This is a genomic window from Streptococcus oralis (assembly GCF_015561235.1).
Classification (GTDB): domain Bacteria; phylum Bacillota; class Bacilli; order Lactobacillales; family Streptococcaceae; genus Streptococcus; species Streptococcus oralis_BK.
In genome coordinates, this window is sequence record NZ_JADMTC010000003.1 from 1 (window position 1) to 18,328 (window position 18,328).

Genomic DNA, 18,328 nt, shown 5'->3' on the forward strand with positions numbered 1-18,328 from the left:
CGCGGGAAGTAGCTCAGCTTGGTAGAGTACTTGGTTTGGGACCAAGGTGTCGCAGGTTCGAATCCTGTCTTCCCGATCGATTGCGAGGATACTTAAAGGTATCTTTTTTTATTTATTAAGGAGATTCTGAGAGTCTTCTTTTTTGTTTACGGAGAAAATTTGTGTAAACTAGCAGTGCTTAAGGAATGGTACTAGTCATATATTTTCTTTAATTATGGTAAAATAGTAAGAGAATAATGTGAGGAAAATGAATGTCAAGTAAGTTTGAAATTTTAATCAATCAACTAGGAATCTCTGATCAATTGAGACGGGATACTGCTCTTATTGATGCCAGAATTGAGTGTGTTGTGGTTCATAAAATTAGTAAGATTTGGGAATTTCATTTTGTATTTTCTAATATTTTACCGATTGAAATCTTTTCAGAGTTAAAGAAAGGGTTTGGTGAAGAATTTTCTAAGACAGGAAACCGAGCTGTTTTCGAAATCAAGGCTCTTTCTCAAGAATTCTCTAATGAACTCTTGCAGGCCTACTATAGAGAGGCTTTTTCTGAAGGTCCATGTGCAAGTCAGGGGTTTAAATCTCTTTACCAGAATTTAAACGTCCGTGCGGAAGGAAATCAACTCATTATTGAAGGTTCAGAGGCGATTGATAAGGAGCACTTTAAGAAGAATCATCTTCCTAATTTGGCTAAGCAACTCGAAAAGTTTGGTTTTCCAGCTTTTGTATGCCAAATAGAAAAGAATGATGCTCTTACACAAGAGCAGGAGGAAGCCTTCCATACGGAGAATGAACAAATCGTCCAGGCTGCCAACGAAGAAGCTTTACGAGCTATGGAGCAACTGGAACAAATGGCTCCTCCTCCAGTAGAAGAGAAGCCAGCCTTTGATTTTCAGTCTAAAAAGGCTGCGGCCAAGCCTAAACTAGATAAGGCTGAAGTTACCCAGATGATCGACGTGACGACTGAGGAAAATCGCCTGGTCTTTGAAGGGGTCGTTTTTGATGTGGAGCATAAGGTGACCAGAACTGGTCGCGTTTTGATCAACTTTAAAATGACAGACTATACTTCAAGCTTCTCAATGCAAAAATGGGTTAAGAATGAAGAAGAGGCTCAGAAGTTTGACATCATTAAGAAGAATTCTTGGCTTCGAGTTCGTGGGAATGTGGAGATGAATAACTTCACACGTGATTTGACCATGAACGTCCAGGATGTGCAGGAAGTGGTTCACTATGAGCGGAAGGATTTGATGCCAGAAGGTGAGCGTCGGGTTGAGTTTCATGCTCATACAAATATGTCGACTATGGATGCTTTACCAGAGGTTGAAGAAATCGTTGCGATAGCTGCTAAGTGGGGACACAAGGCGGTTGCCATCACGGACCATGGGAATGTCCAGTCCTTCCCACATGGCTACAAGGCAGCTAAGAAAGCTGGAATTCAGCTGATCTATGGAATGGAAGCCAATATCGTGGAGGACCGTGTCCCTATCGTTTACAACGAAGTGGAGATGGGCTTGTCAGAAGCGACCTATGTGGTCTTTGACGTGGAAACGACGGGACTTTCAGCTATCTATAATGATTTGATTCAGGTTGCGGCCTCTAAGATGTACAAGGGGAATGTTATTGCCGAATTTGATGAATTTATCAATCCCGGGCATCCATTATCAGCCTTTACTACTGAGTTGACAGGAATTACAGATGATCATGTCAAAAATGCTAAACCACTGGAACAAGTTTTGCAAGAATTCCAAGAATTTTGCAAGGATACAGTCTTAGTTGCTCACAATGCTACCTTTGACGTTGGCTTTATGAATGCCAACTATGAGCGCCATGGTCTGCCTAAAATTAACCAGCCAGTTATCGATACGCTGGAGTTTGCTAGAAACCTCTATCCTGAGTATAAACGTCATGGTTTGGGGCCTTTGACTAAGCGTTTTGGTGTAGCACTTGAACACCACCACATGGCCAACTACGATGCGGAAGCTACTGGTCGTCTGCTCTTCATCTTTATCAAAGAGGTGGCAGAGAAACATGGTGTGACTGATTTAGCTAGACTCAACATTGATTTGATTAGTCCAGACTCTTATAAAAAAGCTCGGATTAAACATGCGACCATTTATGTCAAGAATCAAGTTGGTTTAAAAAATATTTTTAAGCTGGTTTCTTTGTCTAACACCAAGTATTTTGAAGGGGTGCCACGGATTCCGAGAACGGTTCTAGACGCCCATCGGGAGGGCTTGATTTTGGGGTCGGCTTGCTCGGAGGGTGAAGTTTTTGACGCAGTCGTTTCCCAAGGTGTGGATGCGGCGGTTGAGGTGGCCAAATATTATGACTTTATCGAGGTCATGCCACCAGCTATCTATGCTCCCTTGATTGCTAAAGAGCAGGTCAAGGATATGGAAGAACTCCAGACTATTATCAAGAGTTTGATAGAAGTCGGGGACCGTCTTGGCAAGCCTGTTTTGGTTACGGGAAATGTTCACTATATTGAACCGGAAGAAGAGATTTACCGTGAAATTATTGTCCGTAGTTTGGGACAGGGGGCTATGATTAACCGAACCATCGGTCATGGTGAACATGCCCAACCAGCACCGCTACCGAAGGCTCATTTTAGAACGACCAATGAAATGTTGGATGAATTTGCTTTCTTGGGAGAAGATTTAGCACGCAAATTAGTCATCGAAAACACCAATTCCTTGGCAGATATCTTTGAACCTGTTGAGGTTGTTAAGGGTGACTTGTATACACCTTTCATCGACAAGGCTGAAGAAACGGTCGCTGAGCTGACCTATAAGAAAGCTTTTGAGATTTATGGCAATCCGCTGCCAGATATTGTTGATTTGCGGATTGAAAAAGAATTGACATCTATTCTGGGGAATGGATTTGCCGTGATTTATCTGGCATCGCAGATGCTGGTGCAACGTTCCAATGAACGGGGCTATTTGGTGGGTTCTCGTGGGTCTGTTGGGTCCAGTTTTGTTGCGACCATGATTGGGATTACGGAGGTTAATCCACTCTCTCCTCATTATGTTTGTGGTCAGTGTCAGTATAGTGAGTTTATCACGGATGGTTCTTACGGTTCAGGTTTTGATATGCCTAATAAGGACTGTCCAAACTGTGGTCATAAACTTAGCAAAAATGGACAGGATATTCCTTTCGAGACCTTCCTTGGTTTTGATGGAGACAAGGTTCCTGATATTGACTTGAACTTCTCGGGAGAAGACCAGCCTAGTGCTCACTTGGATGTACGTGATATCTTTGGTGAGGAATATGCCTTCCGTGCAGGAACGGTTGGTACAGTTGCGGCTAAGACTGCTTATGGATTTGTCAAGGGCTATGAGCGTGACTATGGGAAGTTTTATCGTGATGCAGAGGTGGAACGCCTCGCTCAGGGTGCGGCTGGTGTCAAGCGGACAACAGGACAACACCCGGGAGGAATCGTTGTTATTCCTAACTACATGGATGTCTACGATTTTACGCCTGTCCAGTATCCAGCGGATGATGTGACGGCTGAATGGCAGACGACTCACTTTAACTTCCACGATATCGATGAGAACGTCCTCAAACTTGATGTGCTGGGACATGATGATCCGACCATGATTCGGAAACTGCAGGACTTGTCTGGGATTGATCCTAATGAAATTCCTATGGATGATGAAGGCGTGATGGCCCTCTTTTCAGGAACTGATGTTCTTGGGGTGACTCCTGAGCAAATCGGTACACCGACGGGGATGCTGGGGATTCCAGAGTTTGGAACCAACTTTGTACGTGGGATGGTAGACGAGACGCATCCGACGACTTTTGCGGAGTTGCTTCAGCTCTCAGGTCTGTCCCACGGTACCGATGTGTGGTTGGGAAATGCCCAGGATTTGATCAAGCAAGGAATTGCGGACCTATCAACCGTTATCGGTTGTCGGGATGACATCATGGTTTACCTCATGCATGCGGGTCTCGAGCCTAAGATGGCTTTTACCATCATGGAACGGGTACGTAAGGGCTTGTGGTTGAAGATTTCAGAAGAGGAGAGAAATGGCTATATCGAAGCTATGAAGGCCAATAAGGTGCCAGAATGGTATATCGAATCCTGTGGGAAAATCAAGTATATGTTCCCTAAAGCCCACGCTGCGGCCTATGTTATGATGGCCTTGCGTGTAGCCTACTTCAAGGTTCACCATCCCATTTATTACTACTGTGCTTACTTTTCAATCCGCGCTAAGGCTTTTGATATCAAGACCATGGGTGCGGGCTTGGACGCCATCAAGCGCAGAATGGAAGAAATCGCTGAAAAACGGAAGAACAATGAAGCCTCTAATGTGGAAATTGACCTCTATACCACTCTTGAGATTGTCAATGAGATGTGGGAACGTGGCTTTAAGTTTGGCAAGTTAGACCTCTATCGTAGTGATGCGACTGAATTCATCATTGACGGAGACACTCTTATCCCACCATTTGTCGCAATGGATGGTCTGGGAGAGAACGTTGCTAAGCAGTTGGTGCGTGCTCGAAAAGAAGGGGAATTCCTCTCTAAAACTGAGTTGCGCAAGCGTGGCGGACTGTCATCAACCTTGGTTGAAAAGATGGATGAAATGGGGATTCTCGGCAATATGCCAGAGGATAACCAGTTGAGTTTGTTTGATGAGTTGTTTTAAAGGAGATGAGGAATAGTAAAATGAAACTAAGAATTTTTGCGGAAGACAAACCAGCTGAAAAGGTATTTGAATATCAATTAGAACTTGCTGATCAGACAATTCTTCTATCAACAGCACTATTGTCGGGTGCTATTGCACTAGCAGGGCTACTCTCTGCTTTGAATAAAAACTAAAAATATAGAAAAGAGAAAACAGAATGGTTTTACCAAATTTTAAAGAAAATCTAGAAAAATATGCGAAATTATTGGTTGCGAACGGAATTAATGTGCAACCTGGTCACACCTTGACTCTTTCTATTGATGTGGAGCAACGCGAATTGGCGCATCTAATCGTCAAAGAAGCATATGCACTTGGAGCACATGAAGTTATCGTTCAGTGGACAGATGATGTCATCAATCGCGAGAAATTCCTCCACGCGCCGATGGAGCGTTTGGACAATGTGCCAGAATACAAGATTGCTGAGATGAATTACCTTCTTGATAACAAGGCTAGCCGTCTTGGGGTACGTTCTTCTGACCCAGGTGCCTTGAACGGTGTGGACGCTGACAAACTTTCAGCTTCTGCAAAAGCGATGGGACTGGCCATGAAGCCAATGCGTATCGCAACGCAATCCAACAAGGTTAGCTGGACTGTAGCAGCCGCTGCTGGACTTGAGTGGGCTAAGAAAGTCTTTCCAAATGCTGCGAGCGATGAAGAAGCAGTTGATCTCCTTTGGGACCAAATCTTCAAAACTTGCCGTGTCTACGAAGCAAATCCTGTTAAGGCTTGGGAAGAACATGCAGCCATCCTCAAGAGCAAGGCTCAAATGCTCAATAAAGAACAATTTTCAGCCCTTCACTACACAGCTCCAGGGACCGATTTGACCCTTGGTTTGCCGAAGAACCACGTTTGGGAATCAGCTGGTGCTATCAATGCACAGGGCGAAGGATTCTTGCCAAATATGCCGACAGAAGAAGTCTTCACAGCACCTGATTTTCGTCGTGCAGATGGTTATGTAACGTCTACAAAACCGCTTAGTTATAACGGAAACATTATTGAAGGTATTAAGGTGACCTTTAAGGATGGACAAATCGTAGATATCACTGCTGAGAAGGGTGATCAGGTCATGAAAGACCTTGTCTTTGAAAATGCGGGTGCGCGTGCCTTGGGTGAATGTGCCTTGGTACCAGATCCAAGCCCAATTTCTCAGTCAGGCATTACCTTCTTTAACACCCTTTTCGATGAAAATGCGTCAAATCACTTGGCTATCGGTGCAGCCTATGCAACTAGCGTTGTTGGTGGAGCGGAGATGAGCGAAGAGGAGCTTGAAGCCGCGGGTCTTAACCGTTCAGATGTTCACGTAGATTTTATGATTGGTTCGAATCAAATGGATATAGACGGTATCCGTGAGGATGGAACGCGCGTACCGCTCTTTCGTAATGGAGACTGGGCAAATTAAGGAGAAGCTATGATTGGAAGCATGTTTGTCGGTCTTTTAATTGGACTACTAGCAGGGGCTATCACCAATCGTGGAGAACGTATGGGATGCTTTGGGAAGATGTTTCTCGGTTGGATTGGTGCATTTTTAGGACAATTACTCTTTGGTTCTTGGGGGCCAAGCCTAAATGGTACAGCCATTATCCCAGCTATCTTAGGAGCCATGATTGTGTTAGCTATTTTCTGGGAAAGAGGAAGTTAGCTTCCCGGCTCTGAAAAGGAAAGGAGGTTGGCTATTGAGCCAGCCTCCTTTTGAGTATGATATAATAGTTCTATGAGATTAGATAAATTTTTAGTTGCCTGCGCAGTAGGGAGTCGAACTGAGGTCAAAAACTTGCTTAAAGCTAGGCGCGTAACGGTTAACGGCAAGAAAGAAAAATCAGCAAAACTGCAAATCAATGAAGAAAGAGATGAGATTCGTTTTGACGGTCAAGTGCTGGAGTATGAAGAGTTTGTCTACTACATGATGAACAAGCCCCAAGGAGTCATTTCGGCGACTGAAGATCCCAAGCATAGAACGGTTTTGGACTTGTTGGACGACTATGGACGTGCCAAAGAAGTCTTTCCTGTAGGACGTTTGGATATCGATACCCATGGACTCCTGCTTTTGACCAATGATGGTCAGCTGGCTCATGCGTTGCTTTCACCCAAACGTCATGTGGATAAGACCTATTTGGCTCAAGTCAAGGGAATCATGACCCAAGAAGATGTGGAAACATTCGGCAAGGGTATTCCACTTAAGGACTTTACCTGCCAGCCGGCCAAACTGGAGATTTTGTCAATGGATTCAGATAAGGGTGAAAGCCAGGTTCGTGTGACCATTAGAGAAGGAAAATTTCATCAGGTTAAGCGTATGGTGGCCTACTGTGGCAAGGAAGTGGTGGACTTGCAACGTTTGACTATGGGAACTTTAGCCTTGGATGAGAACTTAGAACGAGGAGAATGGCGTCGCTTGACCAAGGAGGAGTTAGAAAATCTTCTTGCTAGTATTGCTTAATTTGATTTATATTCGAAAAAGGTGAAGGACAAAGTCCTTGCCTTTTTATGTTTTCAGTTGCTTCCTTTGTGAAAAGAGTTATAATAGACAGTAGAATAAAAGGAGGAATCTATGAACGCGATTCAAGAATCATTTACAGATCAATTATTTGCCAACTATGAAGCAAATGTCAAATACCAAGCGATTGAAAATGCTGCCAGCCATAACGGAATTTTCGCAGCCCTAGAACGTCGTCAGAGCCATGTTGACAACACACCTGTTTTCTCATTGGATTTGACCAAGGACAAGGTGACCAACCAGAAAGCGTCTGGTCGTTGCTGGATGTTTGCAGCCCTTAACACTTTCCGCCACAAACTCATCTCGCAATACAAACTAGAAAACTTTGAGTTGTCACAAGCCCACACTTTCTTCTGGGACAAGTATGAAAAATCTAACTGGTTCTTGGAGCAAGTGATTGCGACTGCAGACCAAGACTTAACTAGTCGCAAGGTTAGCTTCCTACTCCAAACTCCACAACAAGATGGTGGTCAATGGGATATGGTCGTTGCCCTCTTTGAGAAATACGGTGTCGTTCCTAAGTCAGTTTATCCTGAGTCTGTTTCATCTAGCAGCAGCCGTGAGCTCAATGCCATCCTCAACAAATTGCTCCGTCAAGATGCTCAAATCTTGCGTGACTTGCTCGCTTCTGGTGCAGACCAAGCAACTGTTCAAGCTAAGAAAGAAGACCTCTTGCAAGAAATCTTTAATTTCCTTGCTATGTCACTAGGACTTCCACCACGTAAATTTGACTTTGCTTATCGCGATAAGGATGATAACTACCAAAGCGAAAAGGGTATCACGCCACAAGAGTTTTACAAGAAATATGTCAATCTTCCTCTAGAAGACTACGTTTCTGTTATCAATGCTCCAACTGCTGACAAGCCTTACGGTAAATCTTACACAGTTGAGATGTTGGGAAATGTGGTTGGTAGCCGTGCAGTTCGCTACATCAACGTTCCAATGGAACGCTTGAAAGAATTGGCGATTGCCCAAATGCAAGCAGGTGAAACTGTTTGGTTTGGTTCAGATGTCGGCCAGCTAAGCAACCGCAAAGCCGGAATTCTTGCAACAGATGTTTATGATTTTGAATCAAGCATGGACATTCAACTCACTCAAGACAAGGCTGGACGTTTGGACTACAGCGAAAGCTTGATGACCCACGCCATGGTCTTGACAGGTGTAGATTTGGATGAAAACGGCAAGTCAACCAAGTGGAAGGTTGAGAACTCATGGGGAGACAAGGTCGGTACAGATGGTTACTTTGTTGCCTCAGACGCTTGGATGGACGAATACACTTACCAAATCGTTGTCCGTAAGGAATTGCTGACAGCAGATGAACAAGCTGCTTATGAAGCAGAACCAATTGTGCTCGCACCTTGGGATCCAATGGGTGCCTTGGCAGAATAAAGCATAAAGAAAAAAGGCTAGGGGAATCCTAGCCTTTTCTTAGTACTTCTTAAAGTAGTGATAGATAATGCTTGCCAAGGGAGTTCTTCTTATTTTGAGTCTTTAAGTGACAGAGGAAAAGATATGTGTTATTATAGTAGTACAAAAGGATATCGGAGTAGAAATGAAGTATTTAAGTAGCCAAGACATCAAGGATCGTCAACGAAATATCAGTGACATTAAACCCTACAAAACAACCAAGGAAATCGTCGTTTCAAATATCTTTACCTTCTTTAATGCCATGAACTTGGCTCTGGCAGTTCTGGTAGCCACAACCTTGCGATTTGAAAATATGCTCTTTTTAGGTGTGATTGCTATCAATACAGCCATCGGGATTTTCCAAGAAGTGCGTTCAAAAAATGCTTTGGAAAAGCTAAGTTTGCTTGGTAAAAGTAAGTACAAGGTCAATCGAGATGGTCAAACGATCGAGATTGATCCAGAAGACATCGTTCTGGGGGAATATCTGCATCTCAATCTGGGAGATCAGGTACCTGTCGATGCAGAAGTGCTTGAAGGAACGATCGAAGTGGATGAGTCCTTGCTGACTGGTGAGAGTGATTCAGTCTTTAAAACAGCAGGTGACAAGCTGATGAGCGGAAGCAATGTCGTTAGCGGTACTTGTCTGGTCACGGCGACGGCGGTCGGACCCGATAGTTATATCAACAAACTCGCAAAATCCAGCAAGGAATTCAAAAAATACCCTTCTCAACTACGCGATTACATGGATAAGATTTTAAAAATCGTCTCGATCTTGCTGGTGCCAGTTGCCATTCTGCTCTATGTCAGAGGTTTTAGTCTAGGACGGTCTTATGTTGAAATTGTTTTAGGAAGTTCAGGTGCCTTGGTCGGCATGATTCCAGAGGGTTTGATTCTCTTGGTTAGTGTGTCCCTAGCAGTAGCAGCCATGAAGCTGGCTAAAAAGAAGGTTCTGGTACAGGAGCTATACTGTGTAGAGACCTTGGCGCGAGTAGATATTCTTTGTTTTGATAAGACGGGAACTATCACGACGGGGAATATGAAGGTCCAAGAAATGGATGCTAATGTAGCAGAGAAACTATCTTCTTATTTGGCTTATTTCGAAGATGAAAATGCAACTTCCCGAGCTCTGAAGACTTACTTAACCTGTGAGAAAAAGTGGGAAGTTCAAGAAGTCGGTGCATTTTCAAGTAAAAATAAGTATTCCTTTGTCCAAGTAAAAGAGGGTGGGACCTATTTCTTCGGAGCCTATGAGTTTCTAGGCTTTACCCAGCCGATGGATGCCTACTATGAACATCTAAAACAGCAAGGTTTTCGAATCTTAACACTCGCTCATAGCAGGGACCAGATTACGAGTCCAGCTAATGTGGAACTACTAGGCCACGTCGTTTTGTCAGATGAGATTAAGGACAATACCAAGGAAACCTTTGACTATTTCGAATCTCAAGGTGTTGAAGTGAAGATTATCAGTGGTGATAATCATGTGGCTGTATATGGGGTGGCTCGTAAGGCAGGTTTTAAGGAAGAAGCGCGGGCTATTGATATGACCAAGGTGAGCGATGATGACTTTGAAAGAGTGGTCTTGGAACACGAAATATTTGGACGTGTGACACCTGAACAGAAGCAAAAGATGGTATCTATTTTGCAAAATGCTGGTAAAACAGTTGCCATGAGTGGTGATGGAGTCAATGATGTTCTGGCTCTCAAGAAAGCAGATATTAGTTTTGCCATGAAGGGGGCTACGAGTGCAGCCAAAAGTGTATCCAATATTGTTTTTCTCACAGATGACTTTGCAGTATTTTATGATATCTTGATGGAAGGACGCCGGGTCATTAACAACATCCAAAAGGTAGCCTCTCTTTTTCTAACAAAGACCTTCTTCTCCATCGTTTTTGCCATTTTGAGTGTGGTATTTGGTTTGGAATTTGCCTTTATCCCCATTCAGTTTACAATCATTTCAGCCATTACGATTGGGATTCCATCCTTCTTCCTGACTTTTGAGTCCAATAAAGAAAAGGTTAGCACTCACTTTATGAGAGATATCCTAACCAACGCGGCGATTGGTGGTGGCGTTCTGGTTGCTAGTGTTCTTTTGACCAATTTCTTTATCACTGTCCCAGGTCAGGTCAAATTTATTTGCTTCCTCCTTGCCCTGATCAATGGTCTGTGTCTAGTTGCCAAGGTCAGCTTGCCTTTTAATCGATACAAGATGCTTTTGCTCACGTTTTTGAGCCTTGCAGCCCTTGTTGGTGTACTTGCCAATACTTTTATCCTACAGGGAGCTTTTGTGCCTTTAGAAGCCAAACAGCTACTCTATGTTGCCATACTAGCAGTGGTGATTGGGTGCTTTCATTATCTTACTAGGAGAAAAAGTTGATACATAAAAAGAATCAGGTTTAATCCTGATTCTTTTTTGTTTATATATTCTCACCGAGATTACATGATACCGAAGAAACGAGCTGCGATACCAACTGCAAAGAGGGCAAGGATGATTGTGATTGGAGATACTTTTTTCTTAAGCAACCACATGCAAAGGAAAGTAAGGAGAAGTCCCATCAATCCTGGAATCAATGAGTCCAACTGACCTTGAAGCGTTTGTGGTTGAACTCTATCTAGGCTCATACCACTAAGCGCTTGACCAAGAATGCCCTTCAACTCAGCTCCTGTAACAGGACCTTCTGGGAAGTTGATGTAGGCACCTTCTGACAATTGTTTGCCTGGAAGGTTGATAGTGAAGTTGATGGATACCCAACGTTGTACAAGAACGGCAAGGATGAACATACCAAGGATAGAAGCACCTTTAGTGATGTCTTTCAAGATACCACCAGACATGTCTTTAGTGATCTCAGATCCAGCTTTGTAACCGAACTCTTGTGTATACCATAGGAAGGCCATACGGATAGCATTCCATCCAAAGAAGAAGAGAAGGGGACCAACAATGTTACCAGATGCAGCAAGTGATGCACCAAGGGCTCCAAGGATAGGACGAACTGTAAACCAGAATACTGGGTCACCGATACCAGCAAGAGGTCCCATCATACCGATTTTAACCCCTTGGATAGCCGCGTCATCGATTTCTACACCGTTAGCGCGCTCTTCTTCAAGTGCAAGAGTAACCCCCATGATAGGAGCAGCTACGTATGGGTGAGTGTTGAAGAACTCAAGGTGACGCTCAAGAGCAGCCGCTTGGTCTTCTTTTTTAGTGTATAATTTTTTGATAGCTGGGATTAATGAGTAAGCCCAACCCAAGTTTTGCATACGTTCGTAGTTCCAAGAACCTTGAAGGAATTGTGAACGCCACCAAACTTTTTGACGATCTGATTTTGATAATTGAATTTTTTCAGCCATGATTGTTCCCCTTTCTAGTAGTCTTCTAGGATATCACCGATTGGGTCGTTAGAAGTCGCAGCTCCGCCGCCACCGTTTCCACCTTGTTTTGTAAGGTTAAGGTAGATGAAGGCAAGGGCAACACCGATGACACCAAGGGCAATCAAAGTCAATTGAGAGATAGCTGCAAGAGCAAAACCGATAGCGAAGAATGGCCATACTTCACGAGTTGCCATCATGTTGATAACCATAGCGTAACCAACGGCAACGACCATAGCACCACCGACAGCCATACCACCGTTCAACCAGTCTGGCATCAAACCAAGAGCGTCTTGAACAGCAGAAGCTGGGATAGCGATAAGGAAGGCAGCAGGGATTGCAATACGAAGACCTTGAAGAAGAAGTGCAACAAAGTGAGCACGCTCAACAGCTGCAATGTTTCCGTCTTTAGCAGCAGCATCAGCTGAGTGAACTAAGGCAACTGAGATTGTACGAACAATCATTGTCAAGAAAAGTCCAGCTACAGCAAGAGGGATAGCTGTTGCCGTTGCAACGGCGATACCATCAGTAGTAAAGTTACCACCTTTGATCAAGATGATTGCTGCAGCAACAGATGCAAGAGCAGCGTCAGGAGCTACGGCAGCTCCGATGTTTGCCCAACCAAGGGCGATCATTTGAAGAGATCCACCAAGCATAACACCTGCTTCGAGGTTACCAGTTGCAAGTCCGATAAGGGTACATGCGACGATTGGTTGATGGAATTGGAATTGGTCGAGGATACCTTCAAGACCTGCAAGGAAGGCAACAACTACAACCAAGATAGCAGAAATGATTGAAATATCTGACATGGTTTTATTCCTTTTCTATTTAGTTTTAATAAAGTATTTAATCCTGTTTTCAAAAATGATAGAAACAGATTAACATTATTGAACGTTTGCTTTCTTAATCAAGTCAAACAAATCTTTTTTCGTGTCGTTTGGTACTTTACGTACATCAAATTCAACACCGAGGTCACGCATTTTTTCAAAGGTTGCAACGTCTTCTTTGTCCATAGACAAAACGTTGTTAATCATTGTCTTACCTGTTGAGTGAGCCATAGAACCAACGTTAAGGGTCTTGATTGGCACGCCACCTTCGATAGCACGAAGTGCATCTTGTGGAGTTTCAAACAAGATAAGGGCATGAGTTTCTCCGAAACGTGGGTCTTTTGCAACGTCGATCAATTTCTGGATTGGGACAACGTTGGCTTTTACTCCATTAGGAGCTGCTTGTTTGATCAATTCTTTACGCAACTCGTCGTTTGCAACGTTGTCTGAAGCAACGATGATACGATCTGCTTTTGAATCTGGAGTCCAAGCAGTGGCAACCTGACCGTGAAGGAGACGAGTGTCTAGACGAGCAAGGTTGATTTTCAGTTTACCGTCACCGATAACTGTTCCTTCTGGAATAGCAGCTTGTGAAACTGGAGCAGCTGCAGCAGTTGCAACTTCCTCAACTGGGTTAAGCTCTTCTGGAAGAGCCTTGATGCCATCTTTGGCTTCTTTAATGATATTCGCAGCGACTTTATCCACACCTGCATTCGCGTCCATAAGGCGCTCTGTGTAGGCTTGGATCAACATCGGCAAGTTCAGTCCTGTGATGATGGCAAACTTACGTTCTGGATTTTCTCCCATTACGCGGCTAGCTTGGTTGAATGGAGATCCACTCCAAAGGTCAGCCAATACTAGAACCTCATCTTCTGCGTCAAATGCAGCCACAGCGTTGTTGAATTTAGCGTAAAGGTCATCTGGACCTTCATTTGGCATAAAGGTTACAACTTGAACCTTTTCTTGTTCACCAAAGATCATAGATCCTGACTGATGAATACCCGCAGCAAATTCGCCGTGGCTCGCAATAATGATTCCGATACTCATTATTGTCATTCCTCCTTATAAAATGTTTGACTTATAGGTTTCCTAAAAAACCTCAGACGTACCTAGTATAAATCGTTTTCATATAAAAATCAACTACTTTTTCGAAAATTGTAAAAGTTTTCAATGAAAATAGGCTTACAAAATGTTAATATATAAATAAATTCAAAAAATATATGAAAATAGCAATAGAAAATTTAATATAAAAATACTGAAAATGAGTGACCTTTATGAAAATAGAATGAAAATAAAAAGGAAAGATTGCAGGATAGCAATCTTCCTTTTTATAGGAATAAATTTTGTAAAGCGTGGGCTACCCCGTCTTCTTCATTGGTTAGAGGAAGTTGTTCGTCTGCATATGGAATGAGAGAAGGATTGGCGTTTTTCATAGCATATCCCTTGCCTGCAAATGCCAACATTTCCGTATCATTATGTTCATCACCAAAGGCGATTAAGTCTTTTTTATCACGATTCATAACATTGAGCAAGTACTCTAGAGCAAAGGCTTTGTTTACACCCTTGGGAGTACACTCGAGGATGTTGAGGGGACCGCCCCAGGTGTTGATAGCTAGTTGGTGCTGATAAAAACGATTCATCTCGTCCGCTAGAGCGTATTTGTCCTCAACCCTTGTTTGCAAGAGAATGCAGTTAGGATTCTTGGTTACTCGTTCGGGTTTGAATTGATTTTCTGGTTGGAAGTTCTCTACGCCAAATAGTTTAGGGTCCGCAATTTCTTCATTCGGAGCTGTAATGTAAAATTTCTTACGGTATTCTCCTGCAATAAAGTCGGCCTGGATATCCTCTTTACGTTTGACCATATCTAGGAGATATTTTTTGTCCAAGGTTAAGCATCTTTCGTGCTCCCAAGCCTGTCCTGGTAGATGGGTAAGGGAACCATTAAAGTTAATCATAGGAGTATGTAGCTCTAGTTCGCGGTAGAAGTCTTTTGCCATGCGATACGGACGCCCTGTCGTGATGATAACATGGTGCCCTTTTTCTGAAATTTTTTTGATTGTCTCTTTGGTAAAATCGGAGAGCTTGCTTTCGCTATTGAGCAAGGTTCCGTCCAAATCGACTGCAATAATTTTTTTAGTCATATAAACCTTCCTAGTCGTTTCCAGATAAGATGTCTACTATTATATCAAAAAGAAAGAAGAAAAACAGACTCAAAACAAAAAATAAAAATTTCATTTTGTTAAATAATTCAAACAAACATATTGAAAAGGTGAATGATAAATGATATAATACTCATATTGTTCGTAAAAAACAAAAGGAGATTTATGATGGACAAACTATTTAAACTAAAAGAGAACGGAACAGACGTTCGTACGGAGGTTCTCGCTGGTTTAACAACTTTCTTTGCAATGAGTTACATTCTCTTTGTAAACCCACAAATGCTTGCGCAGACAGGGATGCCTGCTCAAGGTGTCTTCCTAGCAACGATTATTGGTGCGGTAGCTGGTACTCTGATGATGGCCTTCTATGCGAACCTGCCATACGCTCAAGCACCAGGTATGGGACTCAATGCCTTCTTTACCTTTACAGTCGTATTTGGACTTGGTTATTCATGGCAAGAGGCCTTGGCTATGGTCTTTATCTGTGGGATTATTTCACTAATCATTACCTTAACAAATGTTCGGAAAATGATCATTGAGTCAATTCCAAACGCTCTTCGTTCTGCGATTTCAGCAGGTATCGGTGTCTTTCTTGCTTATGTAGGGATTAAGAATGCTGGCCTTTTGAAATTCTCTATCGATCCAGGAAATTATACAGTTGCCGGTGAAGGTGCTGATAAGGCGCAAGCAGCCATTACAGCAAATTCTTCAGCAGTTCCAGGCTTGGTTAGCTTTAATAATCCGGCTGTTTTAGTGGCTATTGCAGGTTTGGCGATTACGATTTTCTTTGTTATTAAGGGTATCAAGGGAGGAATCATCCTTTCTATTCTAACAACGACAGTTCTTGCTATCGCTGTTGGTTTGGTTGATGTATCAAGCATTGATTTTTCTAATAACCATGTAGGTGCAGCCTTTGAAGATTTGAAGACAATCTTTGGTGCAGCACTTGGCTCACAAGGATTGGGTGCTTTAATCTCAGACACTGCTCGTCTACCGGAAACACTTATGGCTATTCTGGCCTTCTCGTTGACAGATATTTTTGACACAATTGGTACTTTGATCGGTACAGGTGAAAAAGTCGGTATCGTAGCAACAAATGGTGAAAATCACCAATCAGATAAGTTAGATAAGGCTCTTTACTCTGACTTGATTGGTACTTCAATTGGTGCCATCGCAGGTACTTCAAACGTAACGACTTATGTCGAGTCTGCTGCTGGTATTGGTGCAGGTGGACGTACTGGATTAACTGCCTTAGTGGTTGCGATTTGTTTTGCAATTTCAAGTTTCTTTAGTCCACTTTTGGCAATTGTTCCATCAGCTGCGACGGCTCCAATTTTGATTATCGTTGGGATTATGATGCTTGGTAGTTTGAAAAACATCCATTGGGATGATATGGCTGAAGCTGTCCCTGCCTTCTTTACATCTATCTTCATGGGATTCAGCTACTCTATCACACAAGGGATTGCAGTTGGTTTCTTGACTTATACGTTAACAAAAGTTGTCAAAGGTCAAGCAAAGGACGTGCACGCGATGATTTGGATTTTGGATGCCTTGTTTATCCTTAACTATATCAGTATGGCGCTATAAATGATATAATAGAAAAAGGGGAGTCTCCCCTTTTTAATTATAAGGAGGTACATCATGAAAGATAAGACGATTTGGCAAGAGGTTTTAAACAGAGGGAAATGGGTGATCATCCTTTTGGTAGCTTTTGTTCTATCTCAATTTCCCATAGGACTTGCTTTGTTTTTAGCAAACAAACAGTTTCCGATTTTACAGTCAGGGCTCTTAGTAGGTGCTCTATCCATAGTCGTTTTGATTGTATTCATTATTGGTGCACGAAAAACACAACTTGCTACTTTTAATCTATCCTTTTTTAAGGCAAAAGACTTGGCTCGCTTGGTACTGAGTTATCTGGTGATTTTTGCGACAAATCTCTTGGGTTCACTCCTGCTTCGACTAACAAATGAGGCAACAACCAATAACCAATCAATACTGAATGGTTTGGTTCAGAATAGTTCCTTGATTTCAACTTTCTTCCTACTAGTCTTGATTGCGCCGATTTGTGAAGAAATTTTGTGTCGTGGAATTATTCCAAAAAAGATCTTCCGTGGAAAAGAAAAACTTGGCTTTGTTGTTGGTGCAATCGTCTTTGCCTTACTCCATATGCCAACCAATTTACCTTCTGTGATTATTTATGGAGGAATGTCAACGGTTTTGACTTGGACAGCCTATAAGACTGAGCGCTTGGAGATGTCCATTTTGCTTCATATGATTCTCAATGGTATTGCATTTTGTTTGTTGGCCTTATTGGTATTGATTAGTAGAAATCTAGGTCTATCATTCTAAACCATTGACCTACTTGGAAAAGATGAATACTAGCGTGTCCATCTTTTTCTTTTTATGGTAAAATAGAGAGATAATATGGTAAAGAACCTTAAGGAAGTGACCGTTATGTCCAATAAAGTCAACTACGTAAAAACAGCCATTTGCGGCATTATCAATGTAACCCCAGATTCCTTTTCGGATGGTGGGCAGTTTTTTGCTCTTGAGCAGGCGCTCCAGCAAGCCCGTAAATTGATAGCAGAAGGAGCGTGCATGCTCGATATCGGTGGAGAATCGACTCGGCCGGGCAGTAGCTATGTTGAGATAGAAGAGGAAATCCAGCGTGTTGTTCCAGTGATTAAAGCTATCCGTGAGGAAAGTGATGTCCTCATTTCTATCGATACATGGAAAAGTCAGGTGGCAGAGGCTGCTTTGGCTGCTGGTGCCAATCTGGTAAATGACATCACGGGTCTTATGGGTGATGAAAAAATGGCGGATGTGGTTGCTAAGGATGGAGCAAAAGTGGTTATCATGTTTAATCCAGTTATGGCTCGACCTCAGCACCCTAGTTCACTCATATTTCCTCATTTTGGTTTTGGGCAAGCTTTTACAGAAGAAGAGTTAGCTGACTTTGAAAAAGTGCCAATCGAAGACTTGATGGAGGCTTTCTTTGAACGTGCTCTAGCGAGAGCGGAGGAAGCTGGAATTGCAAGAGAAAACATTTTGCTGGATCCAGGGATTGGCTTTGGTCTCACCAAGAAGGAAAATCTACTCCTTCTACGGGACCTTGATAAATTACACCAGCAAGGATATCCGATCTTTCTTGGAGTTTCGCGTAAGCGGTTTGTCATTAATATCCTGGAGGAAAATGGCTTTGAAGTCAATCCTGAAACGGAAGTCGGTTTCCGCAATCGGGACACAGCTTCGGCTCATGTAACCAGTATCGCTGCGAGACAGGGTGTGGAAGTGGTGCGCGTGCACGATGTAGCCAGTCACAGGATGGCGGTTGAAATTGCGTCAGCTATTCGATTGGCAGATGATGCAGAAAATCTAGATTTAAAACAATATAAATAA

14 protein-coding genes and 1 tRNA gene are annotated in these 18,328 nt (G+C 42.8%); 11 read left to right on the forward strand and 4 right to left on the reverse strand.

Annotated elements, in window-relative coordinates; genetic code table 11:
- The first annotated feature begins 2 nt into the window (after window positions 1-2).
- The 8 genes from I2H52_RS08275 to I2H52_RS08310 all read left to right on the forward strand — a co-directional run bounded on the left by I2H52_RS08275 (window position 3) and on the right by I2H52_RS08310 (window position 10,954).
- Window positions 3-76, forward strand: a tRNA-Pro gene (locus I2H52_RS08275).
- 175 nt (window positions 77-251) lie between these two features.
- The gene (locus tag I2H52_RS08280) at window positions 252-4,643 is read left to right on the forward strand and encodes a PolC-type DNA polymerase III (RefSeq protein WP_195594986.1); all 4,392 of its coding nucleotides are present in this window, start codon (window positions 252-254) and stop codon (window positions 4,641-4,643) included.
- A 20-nt stretch (window positions 4,644-4,663) separates the two neighbouring features.
- On the forward strand, window positions 4,664-4,816 hold the full coding sequence (locus tag I2H52_RS08285) for a hypothetical protein (RefSeq protein WP_045616521.1): 153 nt from the start codon (window positions 4,664-4,666) through the stop codon (window positions 4,814-4,816).
- Window positions 4,817-4,839: 23 nt separating this feature from the next.
- Complete coding sequence (locus tag I2H52_RS08290; protein ID WP_045616520.1) at window positions 4,840-6,081, forward strand: aminopeptidase; 1,242 nt, start codon at window positions 4,840-4,842, stop codon at window positions 6,079-6,081.
- A 9-nt stretch (window positions 6,082-6,090) separates the two neighbouring features.
- Window positions 6,091-6,321 (forward strand): GlsB/YeaQ/YmgE family stress response membrane protein, encoded by a 231-nt coding sequence (locus I2H52_RS08295; protein WP_007519580.1) that lies wholly within the window; start codon window positions 6,091-6,093, stop codon window positions 6,319-6,321.
- A gap of 72 nt (window positions 6,322-6,393) precedes the next feature.
- Complete coding sequence (locus tag I2H52_RS08300) at window positions 6,394-7,116, forward strand: pseudouridine synthase (RefSeq protein ID WP_045616518.1); 723 nt, start codon at window positions 6,394-6,396, stop codon at window positions 7,114-7,116.
- Between the two features lie 111 nt (window positions 7,117-7,227).
- Complete coding sequence (gene pepC, locus I2H52_RS08305) at window positions 7,228-8,562, forward strand: aminopeptidase C (RefSeq protein ID WP_045616517.1); 1,335 nt, start codon at window positions 7,228-7,230, stop codon at window positions 8,560-8,562.
- Between the two features lie 163 nt (window positions 8,563-8,725).
- Window positions 8,726-10,954 carry an HAD-IC family P-type ATPase gene (locus tag I2H52_RS08310; protein WP_033605604.1) on the forward strand — a complete coding sequence of 743 codons (2,229 nt, stop codon included), beginning with the start codon at window positions 8,726-8,728 and terminating at the stop codon, window positions 10,952-10,954.
- Between the two features lie 59 nt (window positions 10,955-11,013).
- Here I2H52_RS08310 and I2H52_RS08315 read toward each other — a convergent pair whose 3' ends face one another.
- The 4 genes from I2H52_RS08315 to I2H52_RS08330 form a co-directional block, all read right to left on the reverse strand.
- Complete coding sequence (locus tag I2H52_RS08315; RefSeq protein WP_000818313.1) at window positions 11,014-11,925, reverse strand: PTS system mannose/fructose/sorbose family transporter subunit IID; 912 nt, start codon at window positions 11,923-11,925, stop codon at window positions 11,014-11,016.
- Between the two features lie 14 nt (window positions 11,926-11,939).
- Window positions 11,940-12,752: a PTS mannose/fructose/sorbose transporter subunit IIC gene (locus I2H52_RS08320; RefSeq protein WP_001280317.1), complete on the reverse strand. Its 813-nt coding sequence runs from the start codon at window positions 12,750-12,752 to the stop codon at window positions 11,940-11,942.
- Between the two features lie 75 nt (window positions 12,753-12,827).
- Window positions 12,828-13,817, reverse strand: a complete 990-nt coding sequence (locus I2H52_RS08325) for a PTS sugar transporter subunit IIB (RefSeq protein WP_049500953.1) — start codon at window positions 13,815-13,817, stop codon at window positions 12,828-12,830.
- 281 nt (window positions 13,818-14,098) lie between these two features.
- Window positions 14,099-14,911 carry a Cof-type HAD-IIB family hydrolase gene (locus I2H52_RS08330; RefSeq protein WP_007522452.1) on the reverse strand — a complete coding sequence of 271 codons (813 nt, stop codon included), beginning with the start codon at window positions 14,909-14,911 and terminating at the stop codon, window positions 14,099-14,101.
- Window positions 14,912-15,097: 186 nt separating this feature from the next.
- On the opposite strand from I2H52_RS08330, the gene I2H52_RS08335 reads away from it, so the two are divergent.
- The 3 genes from I2H52_RS08335 (at window position 15,098) to folP (ending at window position 18,328) form a co-directional block, all read left to right on the forward strand.
- Complete coding sequence (locus I2H52_RS08335; RefSeq protein WP_007522449.1) at window positions 15,098-16,516, forward strand: NCS2 family permease; 1,419 nt, start codon at window positions 15,098-15,100, stop codon at window positions 16,514-16,516.
- Between the two features lie 54 nt (window positions 16,517-16,570).
- Window positions 16,571-17,278, forward strand: coding sequence for a CPBP family intramembrane glutamic endopeptidase (locus tag I2H52_RS08340; RefSeq protein ID WP_033585462.1), 708 nt, complete (start codon window positions 16,571-16,573; stop codon window positions 17,276-17,278).
- A 75-nt stretch (window positions 17,279-17,353) separates the two neighbouring features.
- Complete coding sequence (folP, locus tag I2H52_RS08345; protein WP_195594988.1) at window positions 17,354-18,328, forward strand: dihydropteroate synthase; 975 nt, start codon at window positions 17,354-17,356, stop codon at window positions 18,326-18,328.

Coding starts and splice junctions, on each gene's coding strand:
- pepC (WP_045616517.1), top strand. CDS start 7,228: ATGAACGCGATTCAAGAATCATTTACAGATCAATTATTTGCCAACTAT.
- I2H52_RS08285 (WP_045616521.1), top strand. CDS start 4,664: ATGAAACTAAGAATTTTTGCGGAAGACAAACCAGCTGAAAAGGTATTT.
- I2H52_RS08315 (WP_000818313.1), bottom strand. CDS start 11,925: ATGGCTGAAAAAATTCAATTATCAAAATCAGATCGTCAAAAAGTTTGG.
- folP (WP_195594988.1), top strand. CDS start 17,354: ATGGTAAAGAACCTTAAGGAAGTGACCGTTATGTCCAATAAAGTCAAC.
- I2H52_RS08310 (WP_033605604.1), top strand. CDS start 8,726: ATGAAGTATTTAAGTAGCCAAGACATCAAGGATCGTCAACGAAATATC.
- I2H52_RS08280 (WP_195594986.1), top strand. CDS start 252: ATGTCAAGTAAGTTTGAAATTTTAATCAATCAACTAGGAATCTCTGAT.
- I2H52_RS08290 (WP_045616520.1), top strand. CDS start 4,840: ATGGTTTTACCAAATTTTAAAGAAAATCTAGAAAAATATGCGAAATTA.
- I2H52_RS08300 (WP_045616518.1), top strand. CDS start 6,394: ATGAGATTAGATAAATTTTTAGTTGCCTGCGCAGTAGGGAGTCGAACT.
- I2H52_RS08335 (WP_007522449.1), top strand. CDS start 15,098: ATGGACAAACTATTTAAACTAAAAGAGAACGGAACAGACGTTCGTACG.
- I2H52_RS08325 (WP_049500953.1), bottom strand. CDS start 13,817: ATGAGTATCGGAATCATTATTGCGAGCCACGGCGAATTTGCTGCGGGT.
- I2H52_RS08340 (WP_033585462.1), top strand. CDS start 16,571: ATGAAAGATAAGACGATTTGGCAAGAGGTTTTAAACAGAGGGAAATGG.
- I2H52_RS08320 (WP_001280317.1), bottom strand. CDS start 12,752: ATGTCAGATATTTCAATCATTTCTGCTATCTTGGTTGTAGTTGTTGCC.
- I2H52_RS08295 (WP_007519580.1), top strand. CDS start 6,091: ATGATTGGAAGCATGTTTGTCGGTCTTTTAATTGGACTACTAGCAGGG.
- I2H52_RS08330 (WP_007522452.1), bottom strand. CDS start 14,911: ATGACTAAAAAAATTATTGCAGTCGATTTGGACGGAACCTTGCTCAAT.